Source organism: Citrobacter sp. Cb041, assembly GCF_030336655.1.
Classification (GTDB): domain Bacteria; phylum Pseudomonadota; class Gammaproteobacteria; order Enterobacterales; family Enterobacteriaceae; genus Citrobacter; species Citrobacter braakii.
The window spans coordinates 163,969-188,661 of the sequence record NZ_JAOWDD010000038.1; the positions used below are offsets into that span (position 1 = coordinate 163,969).

Here is a 24,693-nt window from a genome sequence, read left to right on the forward strand (position 1 = left end):
ACATGGGGATGGAAAACTATAATCCGCCGCAGGAACCCTGGCTGGTTATCCTGTATCAGGATGAGCACATTATGGTGGTCAACAAGCCGAGCGGCTTGTTGTCCGTGCCGGGTCGTCTGGATGAACACAAAGACAGCGTGATGACGCGTATTCAGCGCGATTATCCGCAGGCTGAATCCGTACATCGTCTGGATATGGCAACCAGCGGCGTGATTGTAGTGGCGCTAACTAAAGCGGCAGAGCGCGAGCTAAAGCGCCAGTTTCGCGAACGCGAGCCGAAGAAACAGTATGTCGCACGCGTCTGGGGACATCCCGCTCCGGCCGAGGGGCTGGTTGATTTACCGCTGATTTGCGACTGGCCGAATCGGCCAAAGCAGAAAGTGTGTTATGAGACCGGAAAATCGGCGCAGACCGAGTATGAAGTGGTGGAGTTCGCGGAAGATAACACCGCCCGGGTCGTGCTCAAACCCATTACCGGACGCTCCCACCAGTTGCGTGTGCATATGCTGGCATTAGGGCATCCGATTCTGGGCGACCGCTTCTACGCCCCGCCACAGGCCCTGGCGTTAGCGCCGCGCCTGCTGCTGCATGCAGAGATGTTAACTATCACGCATCCCGAATACGGCAACAGTATGACGTTTAAAGTTCCAGCAGATTTTTAAACGCAGGCCCCATTTAGGCCGGGTGCTTCGCTTGCCCGGCCTACATTCATTAACGTAGGCCGGATAAGGCGCTAGCTGCCACCCGGCATAACAATTATTTAAAACCTTTCTGTTCTTTAATTAGCTCGTAAGCTTTTTGAATTTCCTGCGCTTTTTGCTTCGCCATTTCCATCATTTCTGGCGGCAGACCTTTCGCCACCAGTTTGTCCGGATGGTGCTCGCTCATCAGCTTACGGTATGCGCGCTTAATGGTGGTTGCATCATCGGTCGCTTTCACACCCAGCACATTGCAGGCGTCTTCTAGCGTCGGACCGCGTTGCGTCTGCTGCCAGCCACCGCCGCCGGACTGCTGCTGATATCCGCCGCCAAACTGGGCGCCGCCCTGCATCATGCGCAGAAACTGATCAAACTGGGTACGTGAGATCCCCAACTCTTCAGCAATCACATACAGCACTTCACGCTCGTTCGGATGTAACGACCCATCGGCAAAAGCCGCCTGGATCTGAATCTCCAGAAACATGCGGATCAGATCGAAGCGACCAAAACAGACGCTGCGAAACTGACGCATTTTTTCACGTAATGGGTAATTGTCCGATTTTCCCACCCGGAAGGCATGTTGCGCAGCGGTACGCGAGTCGCCGTGCAAATTCATTCGATCCATCAATTGACTGGCGATATGGATATCGGCTTCCGTGACGCGACCTTTGGATTTGGTCAGATGCCCCATCACCTCAAAAGTGGTGGCAAAAAACAGCGCCTGGCGTTCACGCTGGTTGGCAAACCACGCCATTTTGCGCATGCGGGCTTTGTCGAACATGTGGCCAACTAACAGGCCCAGAACCACACCCCAGAAGCCGCCGCCCATCATTAAGGCCACGGCGACACCAATTATCTTTCCCCAATACTGCATAGACTCCCCAAATCTTTCTGCTCTCAGCCAGGATATGTCCCACAATATAAGGTGCTTTTACCGATTTACGGCTGCGGTCAATTGTGGGACATCGCCTATAATTTGCATTATCATACCTGTCATTCTATGCCGTGCCTAACACCACAAACGCTATACCCGTTGGATTTCGAGTTGCAACAAGGCGGCAACGCAGTGACCAATTCATCTGGAACGAAGATGCAGCTTGAAAGGTGGCGGGATAAAATGGGCAGGATTAATACTAGCGAAGTGAAGATGAGATAAGTTAGGCTGTGACCGTTTGTCACGCGCGACGCTACTGATGATGGAACAATAAATACAACGTATGAAAAAACGTATTCCCACTCTTCTGGCCACCATGATTGCCAGCGCCCTCTATAGCCATCAGGGTCTGGCAGCCGATCTCGCCTCACAGTGTATGCTGGGCGTGCCAAGCTATGACCGTCCTCTGGTACAGGGCGAGACTAATGAATTACCCGTCACCATCACTGCTGACAACGCGAAAGGGAATTACCCGGATGACGCGGTGTTTACCGGCAATGTGGACATCGCACAGGGTAACAGCCGCCTGCAGGCCGACGAAGTGCAGCTTCATCAGAAGCAGGCAGAAGGCCAGCCGGAGCCAGTTCGTACCGTCGATGCGCTGGGCAATGTCCATTATGATGACAATCAGGTTATTCTGAAGGGGCCGAAGGGCTGGTCTAATCTGAATACCAAAGATACCAACATCTGGGAAGGTGATTATCAGATGGTAGGTCGTCAGGGGCGCGGAAAAGCCGATCTGATGAAGCAGCGTGGGGAAAACCGCTATACCATTCTGGAAAACGGTAGCTTCACCTCCTGTCTGCCAGGTTCCAATACCTGGAGCGTCGTCGGTAGCGAAGTCATTCACGACCGTGAAGAACAGGTCGCAGAGATCTGGAACGCCCGTTTTAAACTGGGTCCGGTTCCGGTCTTTTACAGTCCTTATTTACAGTTACCCGTCGGCGATAAGCGTCGCTCTGGTTTCCTGATCCCGAACGCAAAATACTCTACCAATAACTATTTTGAGTTCTATCTCCCGTATTATTGGAACATTGCGCCCAATATGGACGCCACCATCACGCCGCATTATATACACCGTCGTGGCGGTATCATGTGGGAGAACGAATTCCGCTACCTCACCCAGGCGGGCGCAGGTCTGATGGAGTTCGACTATCTGAATTCCGATAAAGTGTACGAGGATGAACATCCGAAGGATGACAATTCCCGCCGCTGGCTGTTCTACTGGCAGCACGCCGGTGTAATGGATCAGGTGTGGCGTTTTAACGTCGACTACACCAAGGTCAGCGATTCCAGCTACTTTAACGATTTTGATAATAAATACGGTTCCAGTACTGACGGCTACGCCACGCAAAAATTCAGCGTCGGCTATGCAGTACAAAACTTTGATGCGACGGTTTCGACCAAGCAGTTCCAGGTCTTTGACGATCAGAACAACAGTAGCTATTCCGCTCAGCCACAGTTAGACGTCAACTACTACCAGAATGATGTCGGTCCGTTTGATACCCGTATCTATGGTCAGGCAGTCCATTTCGTTAATACCAACGACAACATGCCGGAAGCAACGCGTGTTCACCTCGAACCGACCATCAACCTGCCATTGTCGAATAACTGGGGAAGTATCAATACCGAAGCGAAGCTGCTGGCAACGCACTATCAGCAGACTAACCTGGATTGGTACAACAACAACCCGAGTAACGTTAACAAGCTCGATGATTCCGCCAACCGCGTCATGCCGCAGTTTAAAGTTGACGGCAAGATGATCTTCGAGCGCGACATGAACATGTTAGCGCCGGGCTATACCCAAACGCTGGAGCCCCGTGCTCAGTACCTGTATGTACCGTATCGCGACCAAAGTCATATCTATAACTATGACTCGTCCCTGCTGCAATCTGACTACAGCGGCCTGTTCCGCGATCGTACCTATGGCGGTCTGGACCGCATCGCGTCTGCCAACCAGGTCACGACCGGGGTCACATCTCGCGTTTATGATGACGCGGCCGTTGAACGTTTTAATATTTCTGTGGGTCAAATCTACTATTTCACCGAGTCTCGCACTGGCGATGACAACATTAAATGGGAGAATGACGACAAAACGGGCTCACTGGTATGGGCTGGCGACACCTACTGGCGCATCTCCGATCGCTGGGGTTTACGCAGTGGGATCCAGTACGACACGCGTCTGGACAGCGTTGCAACCAGCAGCAGCAGTATCGAATACCGCCGCGACGAAAACCGTATGCTGCAGCTGAACTACCGTTATGCCAGCTCTGAATATATCCAGGCAACCCTGCCGTCTTACTACTCTACAGCAGAGCAGTATAAAAACGGGATTTCACAGGTGGGTGCGGTAGCAAGCTTCCCGATCGCCGACCGCTGGTCGATTGTCGGGGCTTACTACTTTGATACCAACGTGAATAAAGAAGCGGATTCCATGCTGGGTCTGCAGTACAACTCCTGCTGTTACGCCATTCGCTTCGGCTACGAACGTAAGCTGAACGGCTGGGATGACACTCAGAAACATGCAGTTTATGACAACACGATCGGCTTTAATATCGAACTACGCGGCCTGAGTTCCAACTACGGTCTCGGCACCAACCAAATGTTGCGTTCGAACATTTTACCGTATCAAAGCTCTTTATGATCTGATTGATTTACAACGTAATCCGCTTTGCGGTTAATTGAAATGGAAAAAGTATGAAGAACTGGAAAACGCTGCTTCTCGGTATCGCCATGATCGCGAATACCAGTTTCGCTGCCCCACAGGTAGTCGATAAAGTCGCAGCCGTCGTCAATAACGGCGTCGTTCTGGAAAGCGACGTCGATGGCTTAATGCAGTCAGTAAAACTTAATGCGGGTCAGGCTGGTCAACAATTACCGGACGACGCCACGCTGCGTCATCAGATCCTGGAACGTTTGATCATGGATCAAATCCTCCTGCAGATGGGTCAGAAGATGGGTGTTAAAATCTCTGACGAGCAACTGGATCAGGCAATTGCCAACATCGCCAAGCAAAACAACATGACGCTGGATCAGATGCGCAGCCGTCTGGCACAGGATGGCTTAAGCTATTCGACCTATCGTAACCAGATCCGCAAAGAGATGACCATCTCTGAAGTGCGTAACAACGAAGTTCGCCGTCGCGTTACTATCCTGCCTCAGGAAGTGGATGCCCTGGCGCAGCAGGTCGGCAACCAAAACGATGCCAGCACCGAGCTGAACCTGAGCCACATCTTGATCCCATTACCGGAAAACCCAACTTCTGACCAGGTTAACGCGGCTGAAAGTCAGGCGCGCTCTGTTGTTGATGAAGCGCGTAACGGTAGCGATTTCGGCAAACTGGCTATCACCTATTCCGCTGACCAGCAGGCGCTGAAAGGCGGCCAGATGGGTTGGGGACGTATTCAGGAGCTGCCGGGCATCTTTGCCCAGGCGCTAAGCACCGCGAAAAAAGGCGATATCATCGGCCCAATTCGTTCTGGTGTCGGCTTCCACATCCTGAAAGTTAACGATATGCGTGGTCAAAGCCAGAGCATCTCCGTGACTGAAGTTCATGCCCGCCATATTCTGCTCAAGCCATCGCCGATCATGACCGATCAACAGGCGCGTCTGAAGCTGGAACAAATCGCAGCTGATATTAAGAGCGGTAAAACAACCTTCGCGGCAGCGGCTAAAGAGTTTTCTCAGGATCCGGGTTCTGCCAACCAGGGCGGCGATCTGGGCTGGGCTGCAGCGGATATTTTCGATCCCGCCTTCCGCGATGCGCTGACCAAACTTCACAAAGGCCAGATGAGTACCCCGGTGCACTCCTCTTTCGGGTGGCATCTGATCGAGCTGCTGGACACGCGTAACGTTGATAAAACTGACGCGGCGCAGAAAGACAGAGCTTATCGTATGCTGATGAACCGTAAATTCTCGGAAGAAGCTGCGACCTGGATGCAGGAACAGCGCGCCAGCGCCTACGTTAAAGTTCTGAGCAACTAATGACTCGTATTCAACGCGTTGTGATCACTCCCGGCGAACCCGCCGGGATTGGCCCGGACCTGGTGGTTCAGCTCGCCCAGCGTGAGTGGCCTGTAGAACTCGTTGTCTGTGCGGATGCCGCACTCCTCAATGACCGGGCAGCAATGCTCGGTTTACCGCTTTCACTCCACCCATACTCTCCAGATACCCCAGCCAGAACGCAATCAGCAGGTACGTTGACGCTGTTGCCGATTGCTCTGCGGGCGCCTGTTATCGCGGGTCAGTTGGCGGTAGAGAACGGACAATATGTGGTGGATACGCTGGCTCGCGCCTGCGATGGTTGTCTGCAAGGTGAGTTTGCGGCGCTGATTACCGGTCCGGTACACAAGGGCGTAATCAATGACGCAGGCGTCCCGTTTACCGGACATACCGAGTTTTTTGAAGAGCGCTCACAGGCGAAGAAAGTCGTCATGATGCTGGCGACTGAAGCGCTGCGCGTTGCCCTGGCAACCACTCATTTGCCGCTCAGAGCCGTTGCCGACGCCATTACGCCTGCTCTGCTTAAGGAAGTGATCGGTATTTTGCATCATGATTTGCGCACCAAGTTTGGCATTGCCGATCCGCATATTCTGGTGTGCGGTCTTAACCCGCATGCCGGTGAAGGTGGTCATATGGGAACGGAAGAGATAGACACCCTCATTCCGGTCCTGGATGAACTGCGTGCGCAGGGGATGAAATTAAACGGCCCGCTGCCCGCAGATACGCTGTTTCAGCCCAAATATCTCGACCACGCGGATGCCGTGCTGGCAATGTACCACGATCAGGGTCTCCCCGTGCTAAAATACCAGGGATTTGGTCGCGGTGTGAATATCACGCTGGGCCTGCCCTTTATTCGCACATCCGTCGATCACGGCACCGCGCTTGAACTTGCGGGTCGTGGGCAAGCAGATGTCGGCAGTTTTATTACGGCGCTTAATCTCGCCATCAAAATGATTGTTAATACCAATGAATAATCGAGTCCATCAGGGCCACTTAGCCCGTAAACGTTTCGGGCAAAACTTCCTCAACGATCAGTTTGTGATCGAAAGTATTGTCTCTGCTATCAACCCGCAGAAAGGTCAGGCTATGGTCGAAATCGGCCCGGGCCTGGCAGCGTTGACCGAACCTGTAGGCGAACGCCTGGACAAGCTCACGGTCATTGAGCTGGACCGCGATCTCGCCGCCCGCCTGCAAACACACCCGTTTTTAGGGCCGAAGCTGACGATTTATCAGCAAGATGCCATGACCATGAACTTCGGCGAACTCGCACAAACGATGGGTCAGCCGCTGCGCGTATTCGGCAACCTGCCGTATAACATCTCCACGCCGCTCATGTTCCATCTTTTTTCCTATACTGATGCCATCGCCGACATGCATTTCATGTTGCAAAAAGAGGTGGTTAACCGTCTGGTTGCAGGGCCAAACAGTAAAGCGTATGGTCGATTAAGCGTCATGGCGCAGTATTACTGCAATGTGATCCCGGTACTTGAAGTGCCGCCATCCGCATTTACGCCTGCGCCTAAAGTCGATTCCGCCGTGGTGCGTCTGGTCCCTCACGCGACAATGCCGTACCCCGTTAAAGATGTTCGTGTGCTGAGCCGTATTACCACTGAAGCGTTTAATCAGCGTCGCAAAACGGTACGTAATAGTCTCGGCAACCTGTTTAGCGTTGAAGTACTGACAGAGCTGGGCGTTGATCCGGCGATGCGAGCGGAAAATATCTCTGTCGCGCAATACTGCCGGATGGCTAACTATCTGTCAGAAAACGCGCCATCGAAGGAGAGTTAAACATGATCAATTCGCCCCGAGTGTGCATTCAGGTACAAAGCGTCTACATTGAGGCGCAATCCTCACCTGATGATGAACGTTACGTTTTTGCTTATACCGTGACTATCCGCAATTTGGGGCGAGCGCCTGTGCAGCTGTTGGGGCGTTATTGGTTGATCACCAATGGTCATGGCCGTGAAACCGAAGTTCAGGGCGAAGGCGTGGTTGGCGTTCAGCCCCACATCGAACCTGGCGAAGAGTACCAGTACACCAGCGGTGCGGTGATTGAAACACCGCTGGGCACCATGCAGGGTCATTACGAAATGATCGATGAGCAAGGGATCGCCTTTACCATCGACATTCCCGTGTTCCGACTCGCCGTTCCTACACTCATTCATTAAAACAATAGCTATGGCAACATACCTCATTGGCGACGTTCACGGTTGTTACGATGAACTGGTAGCCTTGCTGCACCAGGTTGACTTTAATCCAGAACAAGACACCTTATGGCTCACCGGCGATCTGGTCGCGCGTGGGCCAGGGTCGTTAGACGTTTTGCGCTACGTTAAATCGCTGGGCGACAGCGTGCGGTTAGTCCTCGGTAATCACGATTTACACCTGCTGGCCGTGTTTGCTGGCATCAGCCGTAATAAACCGAAAGACCGGCTCACGCCGCTGCTTGAGGCACCGGATGCTGACACGCTGCTTAACTGGCTACGTCGTCAGCCGCTGTTGCAGGTTGATGAAGAGAAGAAACTGGTCATGGCGCATGCAGGGATTACCCCACAGTGGGATCTGCAGACGGCGAAGGACTGTGCTCGCGATGTTGAAGCCGTGCTGTCGAGCGACTCTTATCCATTCTTTCTTGATGCCATGTACGGCGACATGCCAAATAACTGGACCCCGGAGCTGACGGGGCTGGCGCGCCTGCGTTTTATTACCAACGCGTTTACCCGCATGCGTTACTGCTTCCCCAACGGTCAGTTGGACATGTACAGCAAAGAGTCGCCAGAAGATGCGCCTGCCCCGCTGAAGCCGTGGTTTGCCATTCCTGGACCGGTCAGTGAAGCCTATAGCATTGCATTCGGGCACTGGGCATCGCTGGAGGGCAAAGGCACGCCAGAAGGTATTTACGCGTTAGATACGGGGTGTTGCTGGGGCGGGGATCTCACCTGTCTGCGCTGGGAAGACAAACAGTACTTTGTACAGCCATCAAATCGCCATCTGAATCTGGATCCCGGCGAGGCCGTCAACGCCTGATAGTCGTCTGCCGGATGGCGGTGCTTACACCTTATCCGGCAAACGAATGTGCAATCTGTAGGCCTGATTAGCGCAACGCCATCAGGCATCCACATTAACGACGTTCCAAAATCTCGAAGCAGTAGCTGTGGGAGTTTTGCGCGTCAGCATCGTGGAATTCACTGAACACCGATTCCCAGTCATCCGGTTCGTAGTCCGGGAAATGCGTATCCCCTTCAACTTCCGCATCAATGTGTGTCAGATACAGTTTCTGCGCTTTCGGCAGGAACTGCTCATACACACGCCCACCGCCAATAACCATGATTTCAGGTTCATCGCCACAGGCCGCGATCGCTTCCTCAACAGACTTCACCCACTGCACGCGATCGTCGGTGCCAGGCTTGCTGCTGATGACGATATTTTTACGCCCTGGCAACGGTCGCCCGATGGATTCCCACGTGTGGCGTCCCATGACAACCGGCTTGTTTAAGGTATTACGTTTAAACCAGGCGAGATCGGCAGGTAGGTTCCATGGCATGGCATTTTCCATACCGATGACGCGATCTACCGCTAACGCCGCAATCAGACTGATCATTGAATGTTTCCCGGATACAAAAAAATTGTCGCCACTATACGGAAAGCGCAATCTTTCGTCAACTGGCGGAAAGAGGATGAGCATGAAAATTTTCCGTTCTGCTGGCGAACCGACCTATTTAAGGTGGTACGCCAGCATTACAGTAGTTCAAAAACAGCCAATTAGCAGTAAAGTTTGCAGAACATCACATTTTTTACCCTATGCTGACGGTTTCACTTCCGGCTCATCGGCGACGTCGCCCGTATGCTTACCTTCATCCGTGCCTTGCCAGCCATGGCGTTGAATTAATGATAAGTGCTGACGATCTTCCGCAATAATTTCACTCAGCATTTCGCTGGTGCGTTTATATACCGCCGCGCGGGACGTTGCGTCATTTTCCCCTTTCACCATCTCCTCAACCATCAGCGTGTTGAAGCGGCGGAATACATCGGCCCGCTCACGCGCTTCATAGCGTCCAAGCCCAAGACCTTCCAGTGCCAAACGTCCGGTCTTCAGCGCGCCCTCAAAGGTTTCACGTTCCGGCATCTCCACGCCAGCCTGGCGCAAGCGGATGTAATGATCCACGTCGCGCGCACGGGCAATAATTTGCAGATGCGGGAAATACTGTTTCACCATTTCGGTCAGTTGCAGGCTGGTTTGCGGATCGTCAATGGCGTTAATAATAACTTCAGCTTTAGCCGCCCCGGCAGACTCCAGCAGATCCATCCGCGTCGCATCGCCATAGAAAACCTTCATGCCGAATTTACGCAGCGTTTCGATATGGTCCGGGTCATGATCAAGAACCACCATTTTGACCCCGCTCGACAACAACAGACGACCGGTTATCTGACCAAATCGCCCAAACCCGGCGATGATCACCCGAGGTTGTTCCTCGTCGATTTCATCTGCTTCCCGCTCTTCACCGGTCGCCGATTTTTCCAGACGCGTCAGAATTACCAGTAAAATCGGCGTCGCCGCCATCGACAGCGCCACCGCCAGCGTCAGAGATTTCGCCCAATCAGGATCAAGCACGTTTGCCATTTGCGCCGCGCCAAACACCACGAAGGCAAACTCACTGCCCTGCCCTAATAACACGGCAAACCATCTGCGCTGCTTGTTCGGCACCTGTAAGGGTTTCGCTATCAGCCACAGCATGACGGTTTTGATAACCAGGAAACCGACCAACAGAATGATAATGCGCAAGGGATTATCAATCAGCGTACCAAAGTCGATAGACATCCCGACACCGATGAAAAACAGTCCCAGCAGCAGCCCTTTAAATGGCTCAATATCGCTTTCCAGCGCGTGACGATACTCAGAGCTTGCCAGCAGCACACCGGCCAGGAACGCCCCCATCGCCATCGACAGTCCAACCTCTTCCAACAACAGACCGAAGCCAAAAACGAGGAACAGCGCAACGGCACTGAATACTTCCCGCAGGCCAGAACGAGCGACAAAACGCAAGGCTGGACGCGTCACATAACGCCCCAGCAACACCACCAGCACCAGGGCGCTCGCCACCTTAAGGGCGGAGAGCGCAAACGCCCCAAGCGTTGTCGATGCGCCGCTCGCCGCAAGTAATGGGATCATCGCCACCAGAGGAATAGCGGCGATATCCTGGAACAGCAGCACGGCAAACGCGCTGCGTCCCATTTGCGAAACCATCAGGTTCCGTTCATTCATCGCCTGCATAGCAATAGCCGTGGAGGAAAGCGCCAGCGTCATGCCGATCAGTTCCGCTACCTGCCAGCGCAGGCCGAGGAACATACAGAACAAACCAATCAGACCGCCGCATACCACCATCTGCAGCGCACCACCACCGAACACCGAGGCCCGCAGTTTCCACAAACGTTGCGGATCCAGCTCCAGACCGATGACAAACAGCATCAGCACCACGCCGATCTCGGCAAAATGCAGGATTGATTCAGCGTCGGTCACCATCCTCAGGCCCCATGGTCCAATAATGCACCCTGCGATGAGATACCCCAGCACTGACCCTAGCCCCAGTCGCACGGCAATGGGGACAATCAGCGCCGCCGATCCGAGATAAATCAGCGCCTGTATTAGCGTATGGTTATCCATGATGAACCTCCTGCCACTCCAACAGACGCTGTTTGTAATGACGCGCCTGCGCCTGCAGAGTTTCATCATCACAGATAAACGTACAGTGCATCGCAAACGGCGGCAGCCATTTGAGCCCACAGTAGAGCGCCGTTGCCTGTAAGGGCTGGGAAAGCACATCAAATCCGGGGTGGGAGCCAATATCAAAGTGGTTTTCGCCGCCGCCGGTCGTCACTGCCCACAGCAGATGTTTACCGTGGAGCGCAGTCCCGCCGTGGCCATATGCCCAACCGTGCGAAAGGACCTTGTCCATCCACAGCTTGAGTAAGGGAGGTGTGCTATACCATTGCATAGGATGCTGCCAGATAATCAAATCAGCGCGCGCCAGCGCATCCTGTTCAGCGGCAATATCGATATTGAAGTCGGGGTAAAGCTGGTAGAGCGAGCGGATCTCCACGCCCTCCAGCGTCCTTGCCTGTTCAAGCATCCGCTTATTCGCATGCGAGTGCTGCGGATAGGGATGCGCATAAATGATGAGGATCATGATTAGCCTGTTTCACTGCATTATTGTAATAACAGTGAGTTTAGTCAGTTAATCCGCAGGCTAACAGTCAATATTATTGAGTGGTTGAATGGAGAAAACTGAACTAGTTATCCAGTTCGCTCATATCTTTAACCTGATCGCGGTTAATTTGTTCCGTCTTACCCGTTTGCGCATTTTTGTACGACACCAGGCCTGTATCATCATCAACTTGCGGTTTGCCGTCGGTCACGATTGTTTTGCCATCGGTCGTTTTAACCGCCTGGTTCGAGGAGCAACCGGCTACGGTGAACAGTGCTGCTGCGGTAAAAATAGAGGTGATCAGAATATGTTTTTGCATGGTGTTCTCCCTGCTTTTCAGTCGTTTTCAGTGATATACCCGTTAACTGTAGGCTAACTGACTGAGTTGCAGGGAAAATACAGAACACTCCTAATAACCCGCCTTGGTCACGGGCTTACTGCGGATCGTCATTTGGCTGGTTTGCGCCAGCGTCAGACCTCGCGTTTCCGGGGCGAAAGCGATGGACACGAGCAGGCCAATCAGCGAAATGCCCGCCCCCATCAGCATGACATTACTGATCCCGTATTTGGTGATGAACACCGGCAGCGCCCAGGTTGAAACAATGGTGCCGATACGGCTTAAGGACATAATCACCCCGACGGCAGACGCACGAATATCGGTGGGAAACAGTTCGTTAGGGTATAGCCATTGCAGGTTTCCTGGTCCCCCAGAGAAAAACGCGTATACGGCAAACGCCAGCACCACCAGCCACGCGCCCATATCAGGGATTAACCCCAGCACGGCCAGCGCCAGCGTCATCATAATGAAGCTGCCAATTAACAGCGGTCGTCGGCCCGCGCTATTAAGCCAGAACATGGGAGGAATGCACCCCAACATAAAGCATAAGCTGATTACCACATTTCCTAACGCGGCGCTTTTCCCGGCACCAAGCCCCAGCAGCCCCACAATCTGCGGACCAAAGGTATAAATGGCAAACATCGGGATCACCTGACAAGTCCAGATAGCGGCGACAAACAGTACAAACGGGAAATGACGGCGATTAAATAGCTGAAGAAAGCGCGTCTCCTGCGGCGCTTCTTCGTCGAACACCACCGGTTCGCCGAACAGTTTGATCATCATCTCCTCACACTCTTTCACCCGACCTTTACGCAGCAGCCAGCGCGGCGATTCAGGAAGATCGAAACGCCCAATCAGGATCAAAATGCAGGGGATCACCGCGCTGCCCAACATCCAGCGCCATCCGCCCTCAACATCATACAACCAGTAGCCGACCAGATCGGCACAGGTGGCGCCGACATACCACATAGCGGCGATAAAACCGATGGAGAAAGCGCGCTGGCGGGTATTGGAGAACTCGGTAATCATCGAGGTGGCGATCGGGTAGTCGGCACCAATTACAATACCGATCAGCACGCGCATTACCAACAGCTCAACGGGCGAGGAGACAAACATGGTTGCCGCCGATATCACGCCAATGGCGATAATATCGATAATGAACATTTTGCGCCGCCCGACCTTGTCGGAAATGTAGCCAAACAGCGACGTCCCCACAAACAGACCCGCGAGCGTACCGGCGCCCAGCAGACCAATCCACTGCGCATCCAGTTTCAATGCTGGCGTGAGCTGTTCCAGTGCCACGCCAATCATCACCAGCACATAACCATCCAGAAACGGCCCACCGCTTCCCCACAGCATTATCCGGCGGTGAATAGAGGTGAATTTGATGTCATCAAAGTTCCTGGGCTGCTGCATGGTTATGTCCTGTTTTATTTTAACTTAATGCCTGATGACGTTACGCTTATCAGGCCTACGCATTGTTCCTGTAGGCCGGATAAGGCGAAGCCGCCATCCGGCACCAGGTTTAGCCGTAGCGGAACTCCACGCCAAACGTCCCACGCGGGTATTCCCATTTTTCCAGCGCTGTATCCAGTCCGAGAATGCGGCACGTTCCGCATTCCAGGCATCCGGCATAATCAAAACGTACGCTACCGTCATCCTGCTTTTTATACAGGCCAGCCGGACAGGCCTTAATCAGCACCTCCAGCGCCTGTTTATCAGGATCGGTTTTGAGAATGATATGCGGACTGTCTTCATCCACATTGAACTTATTGACGCCCAGTTTGACGTCCACGTTGACGGGAGATGTCATAATACGGTCACTCCTTTCAGGCCATCTTTCATCAGGTTGATGAAGCCCACTTTCTTCGCATGGCGCAGGATTTTTTTACGCATTGGCACCGGTGCCGAACCATCCACGGTGAACAGGTCGCGCGCAATACTGACCGCCATTTCCGGATAAGCGGTAAACATGCGTGGGTTATCAAGAAAAGCGGGTAGCTTTTGATACATGCGCATATCGCGCATCGGGCCTTCGTCCAGATGCTGACGGTATTCCTCCAGCGACTGCTTACTAAAATCGTCGCGCTTCATTGCGGAAAGTACCGTTTTCGCCGCCGCTTCACCTGCGGATATGGCGAGATCCATACCGCGAATGGTAAAGCCGAGGTTCATACACATTCCAGCAGCGTCACCAGCAATCAATACGCCGTCCCCCACCAGTTCTGGCTGCATGTTGATACCGGCTTCCGGTACGACGTGCGCGGCATATTCCACCAGCTTGCCACCGGCGATCAGCGGGGCAACCGCCGGATGCTGTTTGAAATCTTCCAGCATTTGCGGAACCGATTTTTTCGCATCTTTCAGATGATGAAGGCCGCAGACCAGTCCCAGAGAAAGGGTCGTTTCATTCGTATAGAGAAAGCCACCGCCCATCAACCCATCGGTGGGCGATCCGGCAAACAGACAGGCAGCCCCTTCGTTCCCTTGTAACTGGAAACGATCTTCAATTACCGATTTCGGCAACTCGATCAGCTCTTTTACGCCGACGGCAACATGTGATGCCTCGACGCGCTTTGCCATACCCAACTTTTCAGCCAACAGAGAATTCACTCCGTCGGCAAGGATCACCACTTTGGCTTCCAGAATATCGCCATCGGCTTCCACGCCCACGACTTTGCCCTCGCGCTGCACAACGTTATCCACGCGGATACCGGTGATGAGCTGAGCGCCCGCCTCTTCGGCCTGTTCCATCAGCCAGGCGTCAAATTTACTGCGTAAGACAGAGTAAGAAACCTGCGACGATTTGGCGTCTTCGCCGTTGCAATAGTCGATGGTCATCGCCCCTTTGTCGGTCATAAAGGCGAGTTTTTCGTGGGTGATGATGCGTTCAATGGGGGCCTGCTCAGCAAAACCGGGAATGATGTTCTCCAGGCTATGCGCATACATGCGCCCACCGGTGACATTCTTCGCGCCAGCAGAATTGCCGCGCTCGATAACCAGCACCTGTGCGCCCTCCCGAGCCAGCACCAGCGCCGCAACCGAACCCGCCAGACCTGCACCCACGATGATGGCATCAAAGATATCTTCGGACATACGTACTCCTGTCAGCGGCAGGACACCTTCGCATCCTGCCCGAAATGGTTTAACGCGCTAAAGCAGCCGTCAGCGCAGGCAGGATCTTCAGCGCATCGCCAACGATGCCAAAATCCGCATACTGGAAGATCGGCGCATTTTTATCTTTGTTGATGGCGAAAATCGTCTGCGCGCCGTTGGCGCCGACCATATGTTGGATCTGCCCGGAGATCCCCACGGCCAGATACAGTTCCGGCTTGAGCATCAGGTTGGAGATGCCGACGTAGCGTTCGTGCTCCATCCACTTCTCGTTTTCCGCCACCGGACGGGAGCACGCCAGCTCGGCACCAATCGTCTGGCACAGCGCCTCCGCCAGCGAGATATTTTCTTTGCTGCCGATCCCGCGTCCCACGCTAACCACCAGACGGGCTTTGTCGAGGTCGACGCTGTTGCTCTGACGTGCCTGAGTTGCCGTACGAGTAACGGCTACAGCCGGAGCCTGCCATGACACACTGTGCACCTCGCCGCTGCGGGCGGTATCCGGTTGCTGCGCGTCAAACGTTCCACTGCTGAGCGTTATCACGGCGAACGGTGAAGCGATTGTTTCTGCCCCCATCGCCAGGCCGCCGTAGACCATATGTTTTACCGCCGCTTTTCCATCCTGCACGGCGACTGCACTGGCGTCGTTGGAGACCGCTGCCGACAAGCGAAAACCCAGTTTTGCCGCTAACAGCTTGCCGCGACGCGTATTCGGCAGCAGCACCGCCCCGCCCTCGCTGTGCTGACGAATAGTTTCGGCCATCACATCAGCGTAGTCTTCGACCATACGGTCTTCTGGTTTACCGCTGAGTAACCAGACATCATCTGCGCCTAAATGGCATGCCGTCGCGCAGTCCGCTTCACTCAGCACAAACGTGTTAACTTTTTCACCTAAAGCCTGCGCACCATTCATCAGTTCCGGCAGACGAGAAGGGGTATCGCTGAATACCCAGATACTGGAAAATTTGTTCATAACATCCCCTGATAATTAAATGATTTTGCGAAGATTCTCGACAAACGCGGCAATCTGTTCTTCACCGTCACCTTCAATTACAACGCGCTGACGCTCGCGCTGCTTCGGTGCAGCAACGTGTTGTTCGGAATATGCCTGCGCGCTGTTAAGGCCAATATCTGCCGGCGACCAGACCTGAACAGGTTTTTTCGCTGCGCCAAGAATGGCTTTCATGGAAGGGATTTGTGGGGTGTTGATGTCCGTTGAGACCGCGATCACCGCCGGAAGCGGAATGCTCAGAGTTTCGACTTCATCTTCCAGTTCACGCTCTACCGTCAGAGTGCTGTCGGTAAGAGAGAGGATTTTACTCACGCCGTTAATCGCCGGAATATTCAGCGCTTCGCCCACCAGCAGACCAACCTGCTGAGCATAAAGATCGGAAGAACCGTCACCGCAAATAAGCAGATCGAAACCTGCTTTTTGCGCGGCGGCAGCCAGCGCGCTGGCAGTTTGTTGCGGCAGCGCCTGTTCAAATTGATCGTCAATAACAACAATCAGTTCATCTGGGCCACGGGAAAGCACATCTTTTCGCCCTTTTGCATTGGTCAGCGCTTTGCCGCCGACGCTCATGGCCACAACCTGGGCCTCTCCTGACTGTTGTTTCAACTGACAAGCCGCTTCGATCGCATTCAGATCATACTGGCTTATTTTGCCATCCGCTTTGCTGAAATCGAGTGAACCGTCAGCATTATTAATCGCAATATCCTGTTCATCAGGTACGCATTTGTAGCAAGTAATTATCTTCATTGCATCTCCAGAAATCATGAAGGAAACGTATTTATATCGGCAGTGTTAAATACAGATATCACGCTCTTTAATTCGGAAATAAAACCTTAATCACCAATATTGAAAATGTCACACATTGAAATTCGTAACTTTCAATAGTGTTATGCACCTCACCAATATTGAAAGAATCACGTCAAATATGAAAATTTTCAATATTGTCTGCGGGTTCAACAATATTGAACGCCAGTCACTTAAAAAAGTTAAAAAACCACAGCCAACTAATTGATTAAAAACAAAAAACATCAAATTTTTAAGCGAATTACTCAGCATAAAAAAGTGTGACAAAGATAACAGAACCACCCGATATGAATACTCATTATGGGTTACTCACTGAGGCGCTCCCAGAGGTTAAAAAGTTATCAACAAATCATTAATAATAAATAAACAAACGATCATGCACGGGCACGCTAAATAAGTTTCGTTTTCACACTGGAATTCACTTATGAAAAATGAAAAGAGAAAATCGGGAATTGAACCGAAGGTTTTTTTTCCGCCATTAATAATAGTTGGGATACTTTGCTGGCTAACTGTAAGAGATCTCGATGCCGCTAACGTCGTTATTAATGCGGTATTCAGTTATGTCACCAATGTCTGGGGCTGGGCATTTGAATGGTATATGGTCGTCATGCTCTTCGGCTGGTTCTGGTTGGTCTTTGGCCCGTATGCCAAAAAGAAATTAGGCGACGAAAAACCAGAGTTTAGTACCACCAGCTGGATTTTTATGATGTTCGCTTCCTGTACATCCGCCGCGGTGCTGTTCTGGGGTTCCATCGAGATCTACTACTACATCTCCACCCCGCCGTTTGCTCTCGCGCCTAACTCTACGGCTGCGAAAGAGCTGGGCCTGGCGTACAGCCTGTTCCACTGGGGACCGTTGCCGTGGGCAACCTACAGTTTCCTTTCTGTGGCTTTCGCCTACTTCTTCTTTGTGCGCAAGATGGACGTCATCCGTCCCAGCTCCACGCTGGTACCGTTAGTGGGCGAGAAGCATGCGAAAGGGCTGTTCGGCACCATCGTCGATAACTTCTATCTGGTAGCGCTGATCTTCGCGATGGGTACCAGCCTCGGTCTGGCCACTCCGCTGGTAACCGAGTGCATGCAGTATCTGTTCGGTATTCCGCATACGCTGCAACTCGACGCAATCATCATTACCTGCTGGATCATATTGAACGCCATTTGCGTGGCCTGCGGCCTGCAAAAAGGGGTCAAGATCGCCAGCGACGTGCGTAGCTATCTGAGCTTCCTGATGCTGGGCTGGGTGTTTATCGTCAGCGGCGCCAGCTTCATCATGAACTACTTCACCGACTCCGTCGGCATGCTGTTGATGTATCTGCCGCGCATGCTGTTCTATACCGATGCCATCGGTAAAGGCGGCTTCCCACAGGGCTGGACCGTCTTCTACTGGGCGTGGTGGGTCATTTACGCCATCCAGATGAGTATCTTCCTGGCCCGTATTTCGCGTGGTCGTACCGTCCGTGAACTGTGCTTCGGGATGGTGCTGGGCCTGACCGCGTCGACCTGGATCCTGTGGACAGTCCTTGGCAGCAACACGCTGCTGCTGATGGATAAAAACGTTCTCAATATCCCGCAGCTGATTGAACAACACGGTGTGGCGCGCGCCATTATCGAAACCTGGGCTGCTCTACCGCTCAGCACCGCCACCATGTGGGGCTTCTTCATCCTCTGCTTTATTGCCACCGTGACTCTGATTAACGCCTGCTCTTACACCCTGGCGATGTCCACCTGTCGTGAAGTCCGCGATGGTGAAGAACCGCCGCTGTTAGTGCGTATCGGCTGGTCCGTTCTGGTCGGCATCATCGGTATCGTTCTGTTGGCGCTGGGTGGGCTGAAGCCGATTCAGACCGCGATTATCGCCGGAGGATGTCCGCTGTTCTTCGTCAACATCATGGTGACGCTGTCCTTTATTAAAGACGCCAAAGTGCACTGGAAAGACAAGTAATTCTTATTAACCCAATTGATCAAGAGGCTGAAAGATGGATTTCAACTTAAATGACGAGCAGGAGCTGTTTGTCGCCGGTATTCGTGAATTGATGGCCAGTGAGAACTGGGAAGCTTATTTTGCCGAGTGCGATCGTGACAGCGTCTACCCTGAGCGTTTTGTTAAAGCGCTGGCGGATATGGGCATCGATAGCCTGTTGATTCCTGAAGAACACGGTGGACTGGAAGCGGGTTTTGTTACCGTCGCTGCAGTCTGGATGGAACTCGGACGCCTGGGCGCACCAACCTACGTGCTGTACCAGTTACCGGGCGGTTTTAACACTTTCCTGCGTGAAGGGACTCAGGAGCAAATCGATAAAATCATGGCGTTCCAGGGCACCGGTAAGCAGATGTGGAACTCTGCCATCACCGAACCGGGAGCGGGATCGGATGTTGGCAGCCTGAAAACCACTTATACACGTAAAAATGGTAAGGTTTATCTTAATGGCAGTAAGTGCTTTATCACCAGTAGCGCCTATACCCCGTACATCGTGGTTATGGCGAGAGATGGTGCATCGCCGGATAAACCTGTTTACACCGAGTGGTTCGTTGACATGAGCAAAGCGGGTATCAAGGTCAACAAGCTGGAGAAACTCGGTCTGCGCATGGATAGCTGCTGTGAAATCACCTTTGACGACGTTGAACTGGACGAGAAAGACATGTTCGGTCGGGAAGGTAATGGTTTCAACCGCGTGAAAGAAGAGTTCGATCATGAACGTTTCCTCGTCGCGCTGACCAACTACGGTACGGCAATGTGCGCTTTTGAAGACGCCGCGCGCTACGCCAATCAGCGCGTGCAGTTTGGCGAAACGATCGGCCGTTTCCAGCTGATTCAGGAGAAGTTCGCGCATATGGCGATCAAACTGAATTCCATGAAAAACATGCTGCTTGAAGCGGCATGGAAAGCGGATAACGGCACCATTACTTCGGGCGATGCGGCAATGTGCAAATACTTCTGCGCCAACGCCGCGTTTGAAGTGGTCGATACCGCCATGCAGGTGCTGGGGGGTGTAGGTATCGCGGGTAACCATCGCATCACGCGTTTCTGGCGCGATCTGCGCGTTGACCGTGTTTCTGGTGGCTCTGATGAAATGCAGATCCTGACGTTGGGTCGTGCGGTACTCAAGCAATACCGCTAATTCAGCACGATTCGTAGGCCGGATAAGGCGTTTACGCCGCCATCCGGCAACATGCCCGGTGGCGCTGCGCCTACCGGGCCTACAAAAAATGCCAGGAGCAAAATTATGAATCATTTACCAATGCCAACCTTTGGCCCACTTGCCGGGGTACGCGTGGTTTTTTCAGGGATCGAAATTGCCGGCCCGTTTGCCGGACAAATGTTCGCCGAATGGGGTGCTGAGGTTATCTGGATTGAAAACGTCGCATGGGCCGATACCATCCGCGTGCAACCTAACTATCCACAGCTCTCACGCCGCAACCTGCACGCCCTGTCGCTGAATATTTTCAAAGATGAAGGCCGAGAAGCGTTTCTGAAGCTCATGGAAACTACCGATATTTTCATTGAAGCCAGTAAAGGCCCGGCCTTTGCTCGCCGCGGCATTACCGATGACGTGCTGTGGGAACATAACCCGAAACTGGTTATCGCCCACCTTTCCGGCTTCGGCCAGTTTGGTACCGAGGAGTACACCAATCTTCCGGCATATAACACCATCGCGCAGGCGTTCAGCGGCTATTTGATCCAAAACGGTGATGTTGATCAGCCGATGCCGGCCTTCCCGTACACCGCCGATTACTTCTCCGGGATGACCGCAACGACAGCAGCGCTGGCAGCCCTGCACAAAGTACGCGAAACGGGTAAGGGTGAAAGCATTGATATCGCCATGTACGAAGTGATGCTGCGTATGGGTCAGTACTTCATGATGGACTACTTCAACGGCGGCGAAATTTGTCCACGCATGACCAAAGGCAAAGACCCGTATTACGCTGGCTGCGGTCTCTATAAATGCGCCGATGGCTATATCGTCATGGAGCTGGTCGGCATCACGCAAATCAACGAGTGCTTCAATGATATTGGCCTCGCCCACATTCTTGGCACACCGGAAGTCCCGGAAGGTACCCAGCTTATCCATCGCGTGGAATGCCCTTACGGCCCGCTCGTGGAAGAGAAACTGGACGCCTGGCTGGCAACACACACCATCGCCGAAGTCCAGGCGCGCTTTGCTGAGCTGAATATCGCCTGCGCGAAGGTACTGACCATTCCTGAACTGGAAGGCAACCCGCAGTACGTTGCCCGTGAATCCATTACTCAGTGGCAAACGATGGACGGCCGCACCTGCAAAGGGCCGAACATCATGCCGAAATTTAAAAACAACCCAGGGAAAATCTGGCGTGGCATGCCGTCACACGGCATGGATACCGCCGCCATTCTGAAAAACATTGGTTATAGCGAAGCAGACATAAATGAGCTGGTCGGCAAAGGCCTGGCCAGAGTTGAGGAATAAACGCGACGCGCTGACCCGCTGGTTGGTTAGCGCTCACGCCTGATTTCAGTGGATAAAGCATTATGGATATCGTTGGCGGACAAAACTTACGTCAGATGTGGGACGACCTGGCCGGGGTGTACGGAGATAAAACGGCGTTAATTTTCGAATCCTGCGAAGGAATCGTTCGGCAGTATAGCTATGCCTCGCTCAATGAAGAGATAAACCGCACGGCGAACCTTTTCCATTCCTTAGGGATCCGCAAGGGCGACAAGGTCGCATTGCATCTGGATAACTGTCCGGAATTTATCTTTTGCTGGTTTGGACTGGCAAAAATTGGCGCCATTATGGTGCCGATTAATGCCCGCTTGCTGGGCGAAGAGAGCGCCTGGATCCTGCAAAACAGCCAGGTGAGCCTGCTGGTCACCAGTGCCGAGTTTTATCCTATGTACCGCCAGATACGGCTGGAAAATACCACTCCGCTTAATCATATCTGTCTGATTGGCGAACAGCTTCCGGTTGACGACGGCGTGAGCCACTTTACCCAACTGCAAGCCCGCCAGTCGACTAATCTGTGCTATACGCCTGCGTTATCCACTGACGATACGGCGGAAATTCTGTTCACCTCAGGCACCACCTCACGGCCTAAAGGGGTGGTGATTACCCACTACAACCTGCGCTTTGCGGGCTACTACACCTCCTGGCAAATCGCTCTGCGCGATGATGACGTCTATATGACGGTGATGCCCGCTTTTCATATCGACTGTCAGTGTACGGCTGCCATGGCCGCATTCTCCGCAGGCAGCACCTTTGTGCTGGTGGAGAAGTACAGCGCCAGGGCGTTCTGGGATCAGGTGCGTAGATATCAGGCGACGGTCACCGAATGCATCCCGATGATGATCAGAACGCTGATGGTCCAACCCGCAGCCCCAACGGACAGACAGCATCACCTGCGCGAAGTGATGTTCTATCTCAATTTATCCGAACAGGAAAAAGATGCCTTTATCGACCGCTTTGGCGTCAGACTGCTGACCTCCTACGGCATGACCGAAACCATCGTGGGCATTATTGGCGATCGCCCTGGAGACAAACGGCGCTGGCCTTCTATTGGTCGCGTGGGTTTTAGCTATGAAGCCGAAATCCGTGACGATCACAACCGTCCCCTGCCCGCCGGAGAAATTGGCGAAATCTGCATTAAAGGCGAGCCGGGAAAAACAATCTTCAAAGAGTACTACGCGCAACCCGACGCTACTGCCAAAGCGCTGGAACCTGAAGGGTGGTTACATACCGGTGATTCGGGTTACCAGGATGCGGACGGTTTTTTTTATTTCGTCGACAGACGCTGCAACATGATTAAACGCGGTGGGGAAAATGTCTCCTGCGTCGAGCTGGAAAATATTATTTCTGCGCATCCGAAAATTCAGGACATTGTGGTTGTCGGTATTAAAGACTCGATCCGTGATGAAGCCATTAAAGCTTTTATCGTCCTTAATGAGGGTGAAACATTAAGCGAAGCTGAGTTCTTCAGCTTCTGCGAAAACAATATGGCGAAATTCAAGGTTCCTTCTTTTATGGAGATAAGAACCGACCTGCCGCGCAATTGTTCAGGAAAAATAATCAAAAAAAATCTGAAATAACCCTTCCGGTCGGAATTCCTCCGGCCGGGAAACCTAATTATCTGGAGATGAACTATGAGTGAATCATTACATCTGACCCGTAACGGCCCGATCCTGGAAATTACCCTTGACCGGCCTAAAGCCAATGCCATTGACGCTAAAACCAGCTTTGCAATGGGGGAAGCTTTTCTTAATTTTCGTGATGACCCGGAATTACGCGTAGCAATTATCACCGGCGGCGGAGAGAAATTCTTTTCTGCGGGCTGGGACTTAAAAGCGGCGGCCGAAGGTGAAGCGCCGGATGCCGATTTTGGCCCAGGCGGCTTCGCCGGTTTAACCGAAATTTTCGACCTCGATAAGCCGGTCATCGCCGCGGTAAACGGCTACGCGTTTGGCGGCGGTTTTGAGCTGGCGCTGGCGGCGGATTTTATCGTCTGTGCGGAAAATGCCAGCTTCGCGCTGCCGGAAGCAAAACTCGGGATCGTGCCTGACAGCGGCGGCGTACTGCGTCTACCTAAACTGCTGCCACCGGCTATCGTCAACGAAATGGTGATGACCGGCAGACGAATGAGCGCCGAAGAAGCACTGCGCTGGGGCATCGTCAACCGCGTTGTCAGCCAGAGCGACCTGATGGATAGCGCGCGCGAACTGGCGCAGCAGCTGGTAAATAGCGCCCCGCTGGCTATCGCCGCGCTGAAAGAAATTTACCGTGCGACCAGCGAAATGCCAGTGGAAGAAGGCTACCGGTACATCCGCAGCGGTGTGCTTAAGCACTATCCATCGGTGCTGCACTCGGAAGATGCACTCGAAGGACCACAGGCATTTGCGGAAAAACGCGATCCGGTATGGAAAGGTCGTTAATGTGCCTATGCCGGATAAGGTATTTACGCCGCAATCCGGCAATAAAACCGAGATAAGACAATGAGCTATTACGCCTTTGAGGGCCTGATTCCGGTGGTACATCCGGATGCCTATGTCCATCCCAGCGCTGTGCTGATTGGCGATGTCATTGTGGGGGCCGGGGTTTATATTGGTCCACACGCCTCATTGCGCGGTGACTATGGTCGCCTGATTCTGGAAGCCGGTTCTAACCTGCAGGATGGCTGCATCATGCACGGCTACTGCGACACCGACACTATCGTGCATGAGAATGGACACATCGGCCATGGCGCAATTCTGCACGGCTGCGTGGTGGGCAGAGATGCGCTGATTGGCATGAACAGCGTGATTATGGACGGCGCGGTGATTGGCGAAGAGAGCATTGTCGCTGCCATGAGCTTTGTCAAAGCCGGATTTCAGGGAGAGGCAAGGCAGATGCTGGTTGGTTCACCGGTTCGCGTACTGCGTGAAGTCACGGACCAGGAGCTGGACTGGAAACGGCTGAACACCAAAGAGTATCAGGACCTTGCAATCCGCTGCCAAACAGGACTACACGAAACCTTGCCATTAACGCAGGTCGAAAAAAACCGGCCGCGCCTGAAAGGCACGACGGACGTAAAGCCAAAATCAGCACGGTAATTTATGCCGGAGAAGCGCTCACGCCGATCCGGCA

Annotated in this window: 23 protein-coding genes; 13 read left to right on the top strand and 10 right to left on the bottom strand. The window is 53.1% G+C overall.

Annotated elements, in window-relative coordinates; all coding sequences use genetic code 11:
- Positions 1-2 precede the first annotated feature (2 nt).
- On the top strand, positions 3-662 hold the full coding sequence (gene rluA, locus OGV52_RS12150) for a bifunctional tRNA pseudouridine(32) synthase/23S rRNA pseudouridine(746) synthase RluA (RefSeq protein ID WP_016151668.1): 660 nt from the start codon (positions 3-5) through the stop codon (positions 660-662).
- Between the two features lie 94 nt (positions 663-756).
- Here the strand turns inward: rluA and djlA are convergent, their stop codons facing one another.
- Complete coding sequence (gene djlA, locus OGV52_RS12155) at positions 757-1,572, bottom strand: co-chaperone DjlA (RefSeq protein ID WP_046276044.1); 816 nt, start codon at positions 1,570-1,572, stop codon at positions 757-759.
- Between the two features lie 343 nt (positions 1,573-1,915).
- Here djlA and lptD point away from each other — a divergent pair, with 343 nt between their 5' ends.
- Genes lptD through apaH form a run of 6 tightly spaced genes read left to right on the top strand, consistent with a single transcriptional unit; the run spans position 1,916 to position 8,661 of the window.
- On the top strand, positions 1,916-4,276 hold the full coding sequence (gene lptD / locus OGV52_RS12160) for an LPS assembly protein LptD (RefSeq protein ID WP_049042515.1): 2,361 nt from the start codon (positions 1,916-1,918) through the stop codon (positions 4,274-4,276).
- A 53-nt stretch (positions 4,277-4,329) separates the two neighbouring features.
- Positions 4,330-5,616, top strand: a complete 1,287-nt coding sequence (gene surA / locus OGV52_RS12165; RefSeq protein ID WP_016151665.1) for a peptidylprolyl isomerase SurA — start codon at positions 4,330-4,332, stop codon at positions 5,614-5,616.
- Entirely contained in the window at positions 5,616-6,608 is a 993-nt protein-coding gene (pdxA, locus tag OGV52_RS12170; protein ID WP_287108569.1) for a 4-hydroxythreonine-4-phosphate dehydrogenase PdxA, read from the top strand. The genes surA and pdxA overlap by 1 nt, the downstream gene beginning before the upstream one ends.
- Positions 6,601-7,422 (top strand): 16S rRNA (adenine(1518)-N(6)/adenine(1519)-N(6))-dimethyltransferase RsmA, encoded by an 822-nt coding sequence (rsmA, locus tag OGV52_RS12175; protein WP_003018865.1) that lies wholly within the window; start codon positions 6,601-6,603, stop codon positions 7,420-7,422. Before pdxA ends, rsmA begins: the two co-directional genes overlap by 8 nt.
- 2 nt (positions 7,423-7,424) lie before the next feature.
- Positions 7,425-7,802 (top strand): Co2+/Mg2+ efflux facilitator ApaG/CorD, encoded by a 378-nt coding sequence (apaG, locus tag OGV52_RS12180; protein ID WP_003018867.1) that lies wholly within the window; start codon positions 7,425-7,427, stop codon positions 7,800-7,802.
- Between the two features lie 10 nt (positions 7,803-7,812).
- On the top strand, positions 7,813-8,661 hold the full coding sequence (gene apaH, locus OGV52_RS12185) for a bis(5'-nucleosyl)-tetraphosphatase (symmetrical) ApaH (RefSeq protein ID WP_016151663.1): 849 nt from the start codon (positions 7,813-7,815) through the stop codon (positions 8,659-8,661).
- 94 nt (positions 8,662-8,755) lie between these two features.
- Here the strand turns inward: apaH and folA are convergent, their stop codons facing one another.
- From folA to OGV52_RS12230, 9 genes are all read right to left on the bottom strand, one after another.
- Positions 8,756-9,235 carry a type 3 dihydrofolate reductase gene (folA, locus tag OGV52_RS12190; protein ID WP_016151662.1) on the bottom strand — a complete coding sequence of 160 codons (480 nt, stop codon included), beginning with the start codon at positions 9,233-9,235 and terminating at the stop codon, positions 8,756-8,758.
- A 198-nt stretch (positions 9,236-9,433) separates the two neighbouring features.
- On the bottom strand, positions 9,434-11,296 hold the full coding sequence (kefC, locus tag OGV52_RS12195; protein WP_016151661.1) for a glutathione-regulated potassium-efflux system protein KefC: 1,863 nt from the start codon (positions 11,294-11,296) through the stop codon (positions 9,434-9,436).
- On the bottom strand, positions 11,289-11,819 hold the full coding sequence (kefF, locus tag OGV52_RS12200) for a glutathione-regulated potassium-efflux system oxidoreductase KefF (protein WP_006686662.1): 531 nt from the start codon (positions 11,817-11,819) through the stop codon (positions 11,289-11,291). The genes kefC and kefF overlap by 8 nt, the downstream gene beginning before the upstream one ends.
- A 103-nt stretch (positions 11,820-11,922) precedes the next feature.
- Positions 11,923-12,156 (bottom strand): YgdI/YgdR family lipoprotein, encoded by a 234-nt coding sequence (locus tag OGV52_RS12205; protein ID WP_003018880.1) that lies wholly within the window; start codon positions 12,154-12,156, stop codon positions 11,923-11,925.
- A 90-nt stretch (positions 12,157-12,246) separates the two neighbouring features.
- Positions 12,247-13,590 carry an MFS transporter gene (locus tag OGV52_RS12210; RefSeq protein WP_103848062.1) on the bottom strand — a complete coding sequence of 448 codons (1,344 nt, stop codon included), beginning with the start codon at positions 13,588-13,590 and terminating at the stop codon, positions 12,247-12,249.
- Positions 13,591-13,699: 109 nt separating this feature from the next.
- Positions 13,700-13,987: a ferredoxin-like protein FixX gene (fixX, locus tag OGV52_RS12215; protein ID WP_000203736.1), complete on the bottom strand. Its 288-nt coding sequence runs from the start codon at positions 13,985-13,987 to the stop codon at positions 13,700-13,702.
- Complete coding sequence (locus tag OGV52_RS12220; protein ID WP_016151658.1) at positions 13,984-15,270, bottom strand: FAD-dependent oxidoreductase; 1,287 nt, start codon at positions 15,268-15,270, stop codon at positions 13,984-13,986. The genes fixX and OGV52_RS12220 overlap by 4 nt, the downstream gene beginning before the upstream one ends.
- Before the next feature lie 49 nt (positions 15,271-15,319).
- The gene (locus OGV52_RS12225; RefSeq protein ID WP_016155671.1) at positions 15,320-16,261 is read right to left on the bottom strand and encodes an electron transfer flavoprotein subunit alpha/FixB family protein; all 942 of its coding nucleotides are present in this window, start codon (positions 16,259-16,261) and stop codon (positions 15,320-15,322) included.
- 15 nt (positions 16,262-16,276) lie between these two features.
- Positions 16,277-17,047 (bottom strand): electron transfer flavoprotein FixA, encoded by a 771-nt coding sequence (locus tag OGV52_RS12230; RefSeq protein WP_047498327.1) that lies wholly within the window; start codon positions 17,045-17,047, stop codon positions 16,277-16,279.
- A gap of 481 nt (positions 17,048-17,528) precedes the next feature.
- Between OGV52_RS12230 and caiT the strand changes: the two genes are divergently transcribed.
- From caiT to caiE, 6 genes are all read left to right on the top strand, one after another.
- Positions 17,529-19,046: an L-carnitine/gamma-butyrobetaine antiporter gene (caiT, locus tag OGV52_RS12235; RefSeq protein ID WP_047498325.1), complete on the top strand. Its 1,518-nt coding sequence runs from the start codon at positions 17,529-17,531 to the stop codon at positions 19,044-19,046.
- Between the two features lie 34 nt (positions 19,047-19,080).
- Positions 19,081-20,223 (top strand): crotonobetainyl-CoA dehydrogenase, encoded by a 1,143-nt coding sequence (caiA, locus tag OGV52_RS12240; protein WP_003018898.1) that lies wholly within the window; start codon positions 19,081-19,083, stop codon positions 20,221-20,223.
- 105 nt (positions 20,224-20,328) lie between these two features.
- Complete coding sequence (caiB, locus tag OGV52_RS12245; RefSeq protein WP_016155668.1) at positions 20,329-21,546, top strand: L-carnitine CoA-transferase; 1,218 nt, start codon at positions 20,329-20,331, stop codon at positions 21,544-21,546.
- A gap of 62 nt (positions 21,547-21,608) precedes the next feature.
- Positions 21,609-23,162 carry a crotonobetaine/carnitine-CoA ligase gene (gene caiC / locus OGV52_RS12250; RefSeq protein ID WP_287108570.1) on the top strand — a complete coding sequence of 518 codons (1,554 nt, stop codon included), beginning with the start codon at positions 21,609-21,611 and terminating at the stop codon, positions 23,160-23,162.
- 54 nt (positions 23,163-23,216) lie between these two features.
- Positions 23,217-24,002, top strand: a complete 786-nt coding sequence (caiD, locus tag OGV52_RS12255) for a crotonobetainyl-CoA hydratase (RefSeq protein ID WP_046276037.1) — start codon at positions 23,217-23,219, stop codon at positions 24,000-24,002.
- A 60-nt stretch (positions 24,003-24,062) separates the two neighbouring features.
- A complete protein-coding gene (gene caiE, locus OGV52_RS12260; RefSeq protein ID WP_094760786.1) occupies positions 24,063-24,659 on the top strand; it encodes a carnitine operon protein CaiE in 597 nt (198 codons plus the stop codon).
- Positions 24,660-24,693: the final 34 nt, after the last annotated feature.

Coding starts and splice junctions, on each gene's coding strand:
- rluA (WP_016151668.1), top strand. CDS start 3: ATGGGGATGGAAAACTATAATCCGCCGCAGGAACCCTGGCTGGTTATC.
- djlA (WP_046276044.1), bottom strand. CDS start 1,572: ATGCAGTATTGGGGAAAGATAATTGGTGTCGCCGTGGCCTTAATGATG.
- lptD (WP_049042515.1), top strand. CDS start 1,916: ATGAAAAAACGTATTCCCACTCTTCTGGCCACCATGATTGCCAGCGCC.
- surA (WP_016151665.1), top strand. CDS start 4,330: ATGAAGAACTGGAAAACGCTGCTTCTCGGTATCGCCATGATCGCGAAT.
- pdxA (WP_287108569.1), top strand. CDS start 5,616: ATGACTCGTATTCAACGCGTTGTGATCACTCCCGGCGAACCCGCCGGG.
- rsmA (WP_003018865.1), top strand. CDS start 6,601: ATGAATAATCGAGTCCATCAGGGCCACTTAGCCCGTAAACGTTTCGGG.
- apaG (WP_003018867.1), top strand. CDS start 7,425: ATGATCAATTCGCCCCGAGTGTGCATTCAGGTACAAAGCGTCTACATT.
- apaH (WP_016151663.1), top strand. CDS start 7,813: ATGGCAACATACCTCATTGGCGACGTTCACGGTTGTTACGATGAACTG.
- folA (WP_016151662.1), bottom strand. CDS start 9,235: ATGATCAGTCTGATTGCGGCGTTAGCGGTAGATCGCGTCATCGGTATG.
- kefC (WP_016151661.1), bottom strand. CDS start 11,296: ATGGATAACCATACGCTAATACAGGCGCTGATTTATCTCGGATCGGCG.
- kefF (WP_006686662.1), bottom strand. CDS start 11,819: ATGATCCTCATCATTTATGCGCATCCCTATCCGCAGCACTCGCATGCG.
- OGV52_RS12205 (WP_003018880.1), bottom strand. CDS start 12,156: ATGCAAAAACATATTCTGATCACCTCTATTTTTACCGCAGCAGCACTG.
- OGV52_RS12210 (WP_103848062.1), bottom strand. CDS start 13,590: ATGCAGCAGCCCAGGAACTTTGATGACATCAAATTCACCTCTATTCAC.
- fixX (WP_000203736.1), bottom strand. CDS start 13,987: ATGACATCTCCCGTCAACGTGGACGTCAAACTGGGCGTCAATAAGTTC.
- OGV52_RS12220 (WP_016151658.1), bottom strand. CDS start 15,270: ATGTCCGAAGATATCTTTGATGCCATCATCGTGGGTGCAGGTCTGGCG.
- OGV52_RS12225 (WP_016155671.1), bottom strand. CDS start 16,261: ATGAACAAATTTTCCAGTATCTGGGTATTCAGCGATACCCCTTCTCGT.
- OGV52_RS12230 (WP_047498327.1), bottom strand. CDS start 17,047: ATGAAGATAATTACTTGCTACAAATGCGTACCTGATGAACAGGATATT.
- caiT (WP_047498325.1), top strand. CDS start 17,529: ATGAAAAATGAAAAGAGAAAATCGGGAATTGAACCGAAGGTTTTTTTT.
- caiA (WP_003018898.1), top strand. CDS start 19,081: ATGGATTTCAACTTAAATGACGAGCAGGAGCTGTTTGTCGCCGGTATT.
- caiB (WP_016155668.1), top strand. CDS start 20,329: ATGAATCATTTACCAATGCCAACCTTTGGCCCACTTGCCGGGGTACGC.
- caiC (WP_287108570.1), top strand. CDS start 21,609: ATGGATATCGTTGGCGGACAAAACTTACGTCAGATGTGGGACGACCTG.
- caiD (WP_046276037.1), top strand. CDS start 23,217: ATGAGTGAATCATTACATCTGACCCGTAACGGCCCGATCCTGGAAATT.
- caiE (WP_094760786.1), top strand. CDS start 24,063: ATGAGCTATTACGCCTTTGAGGGCCTGATTCCGGTGGTACATCCGGAT.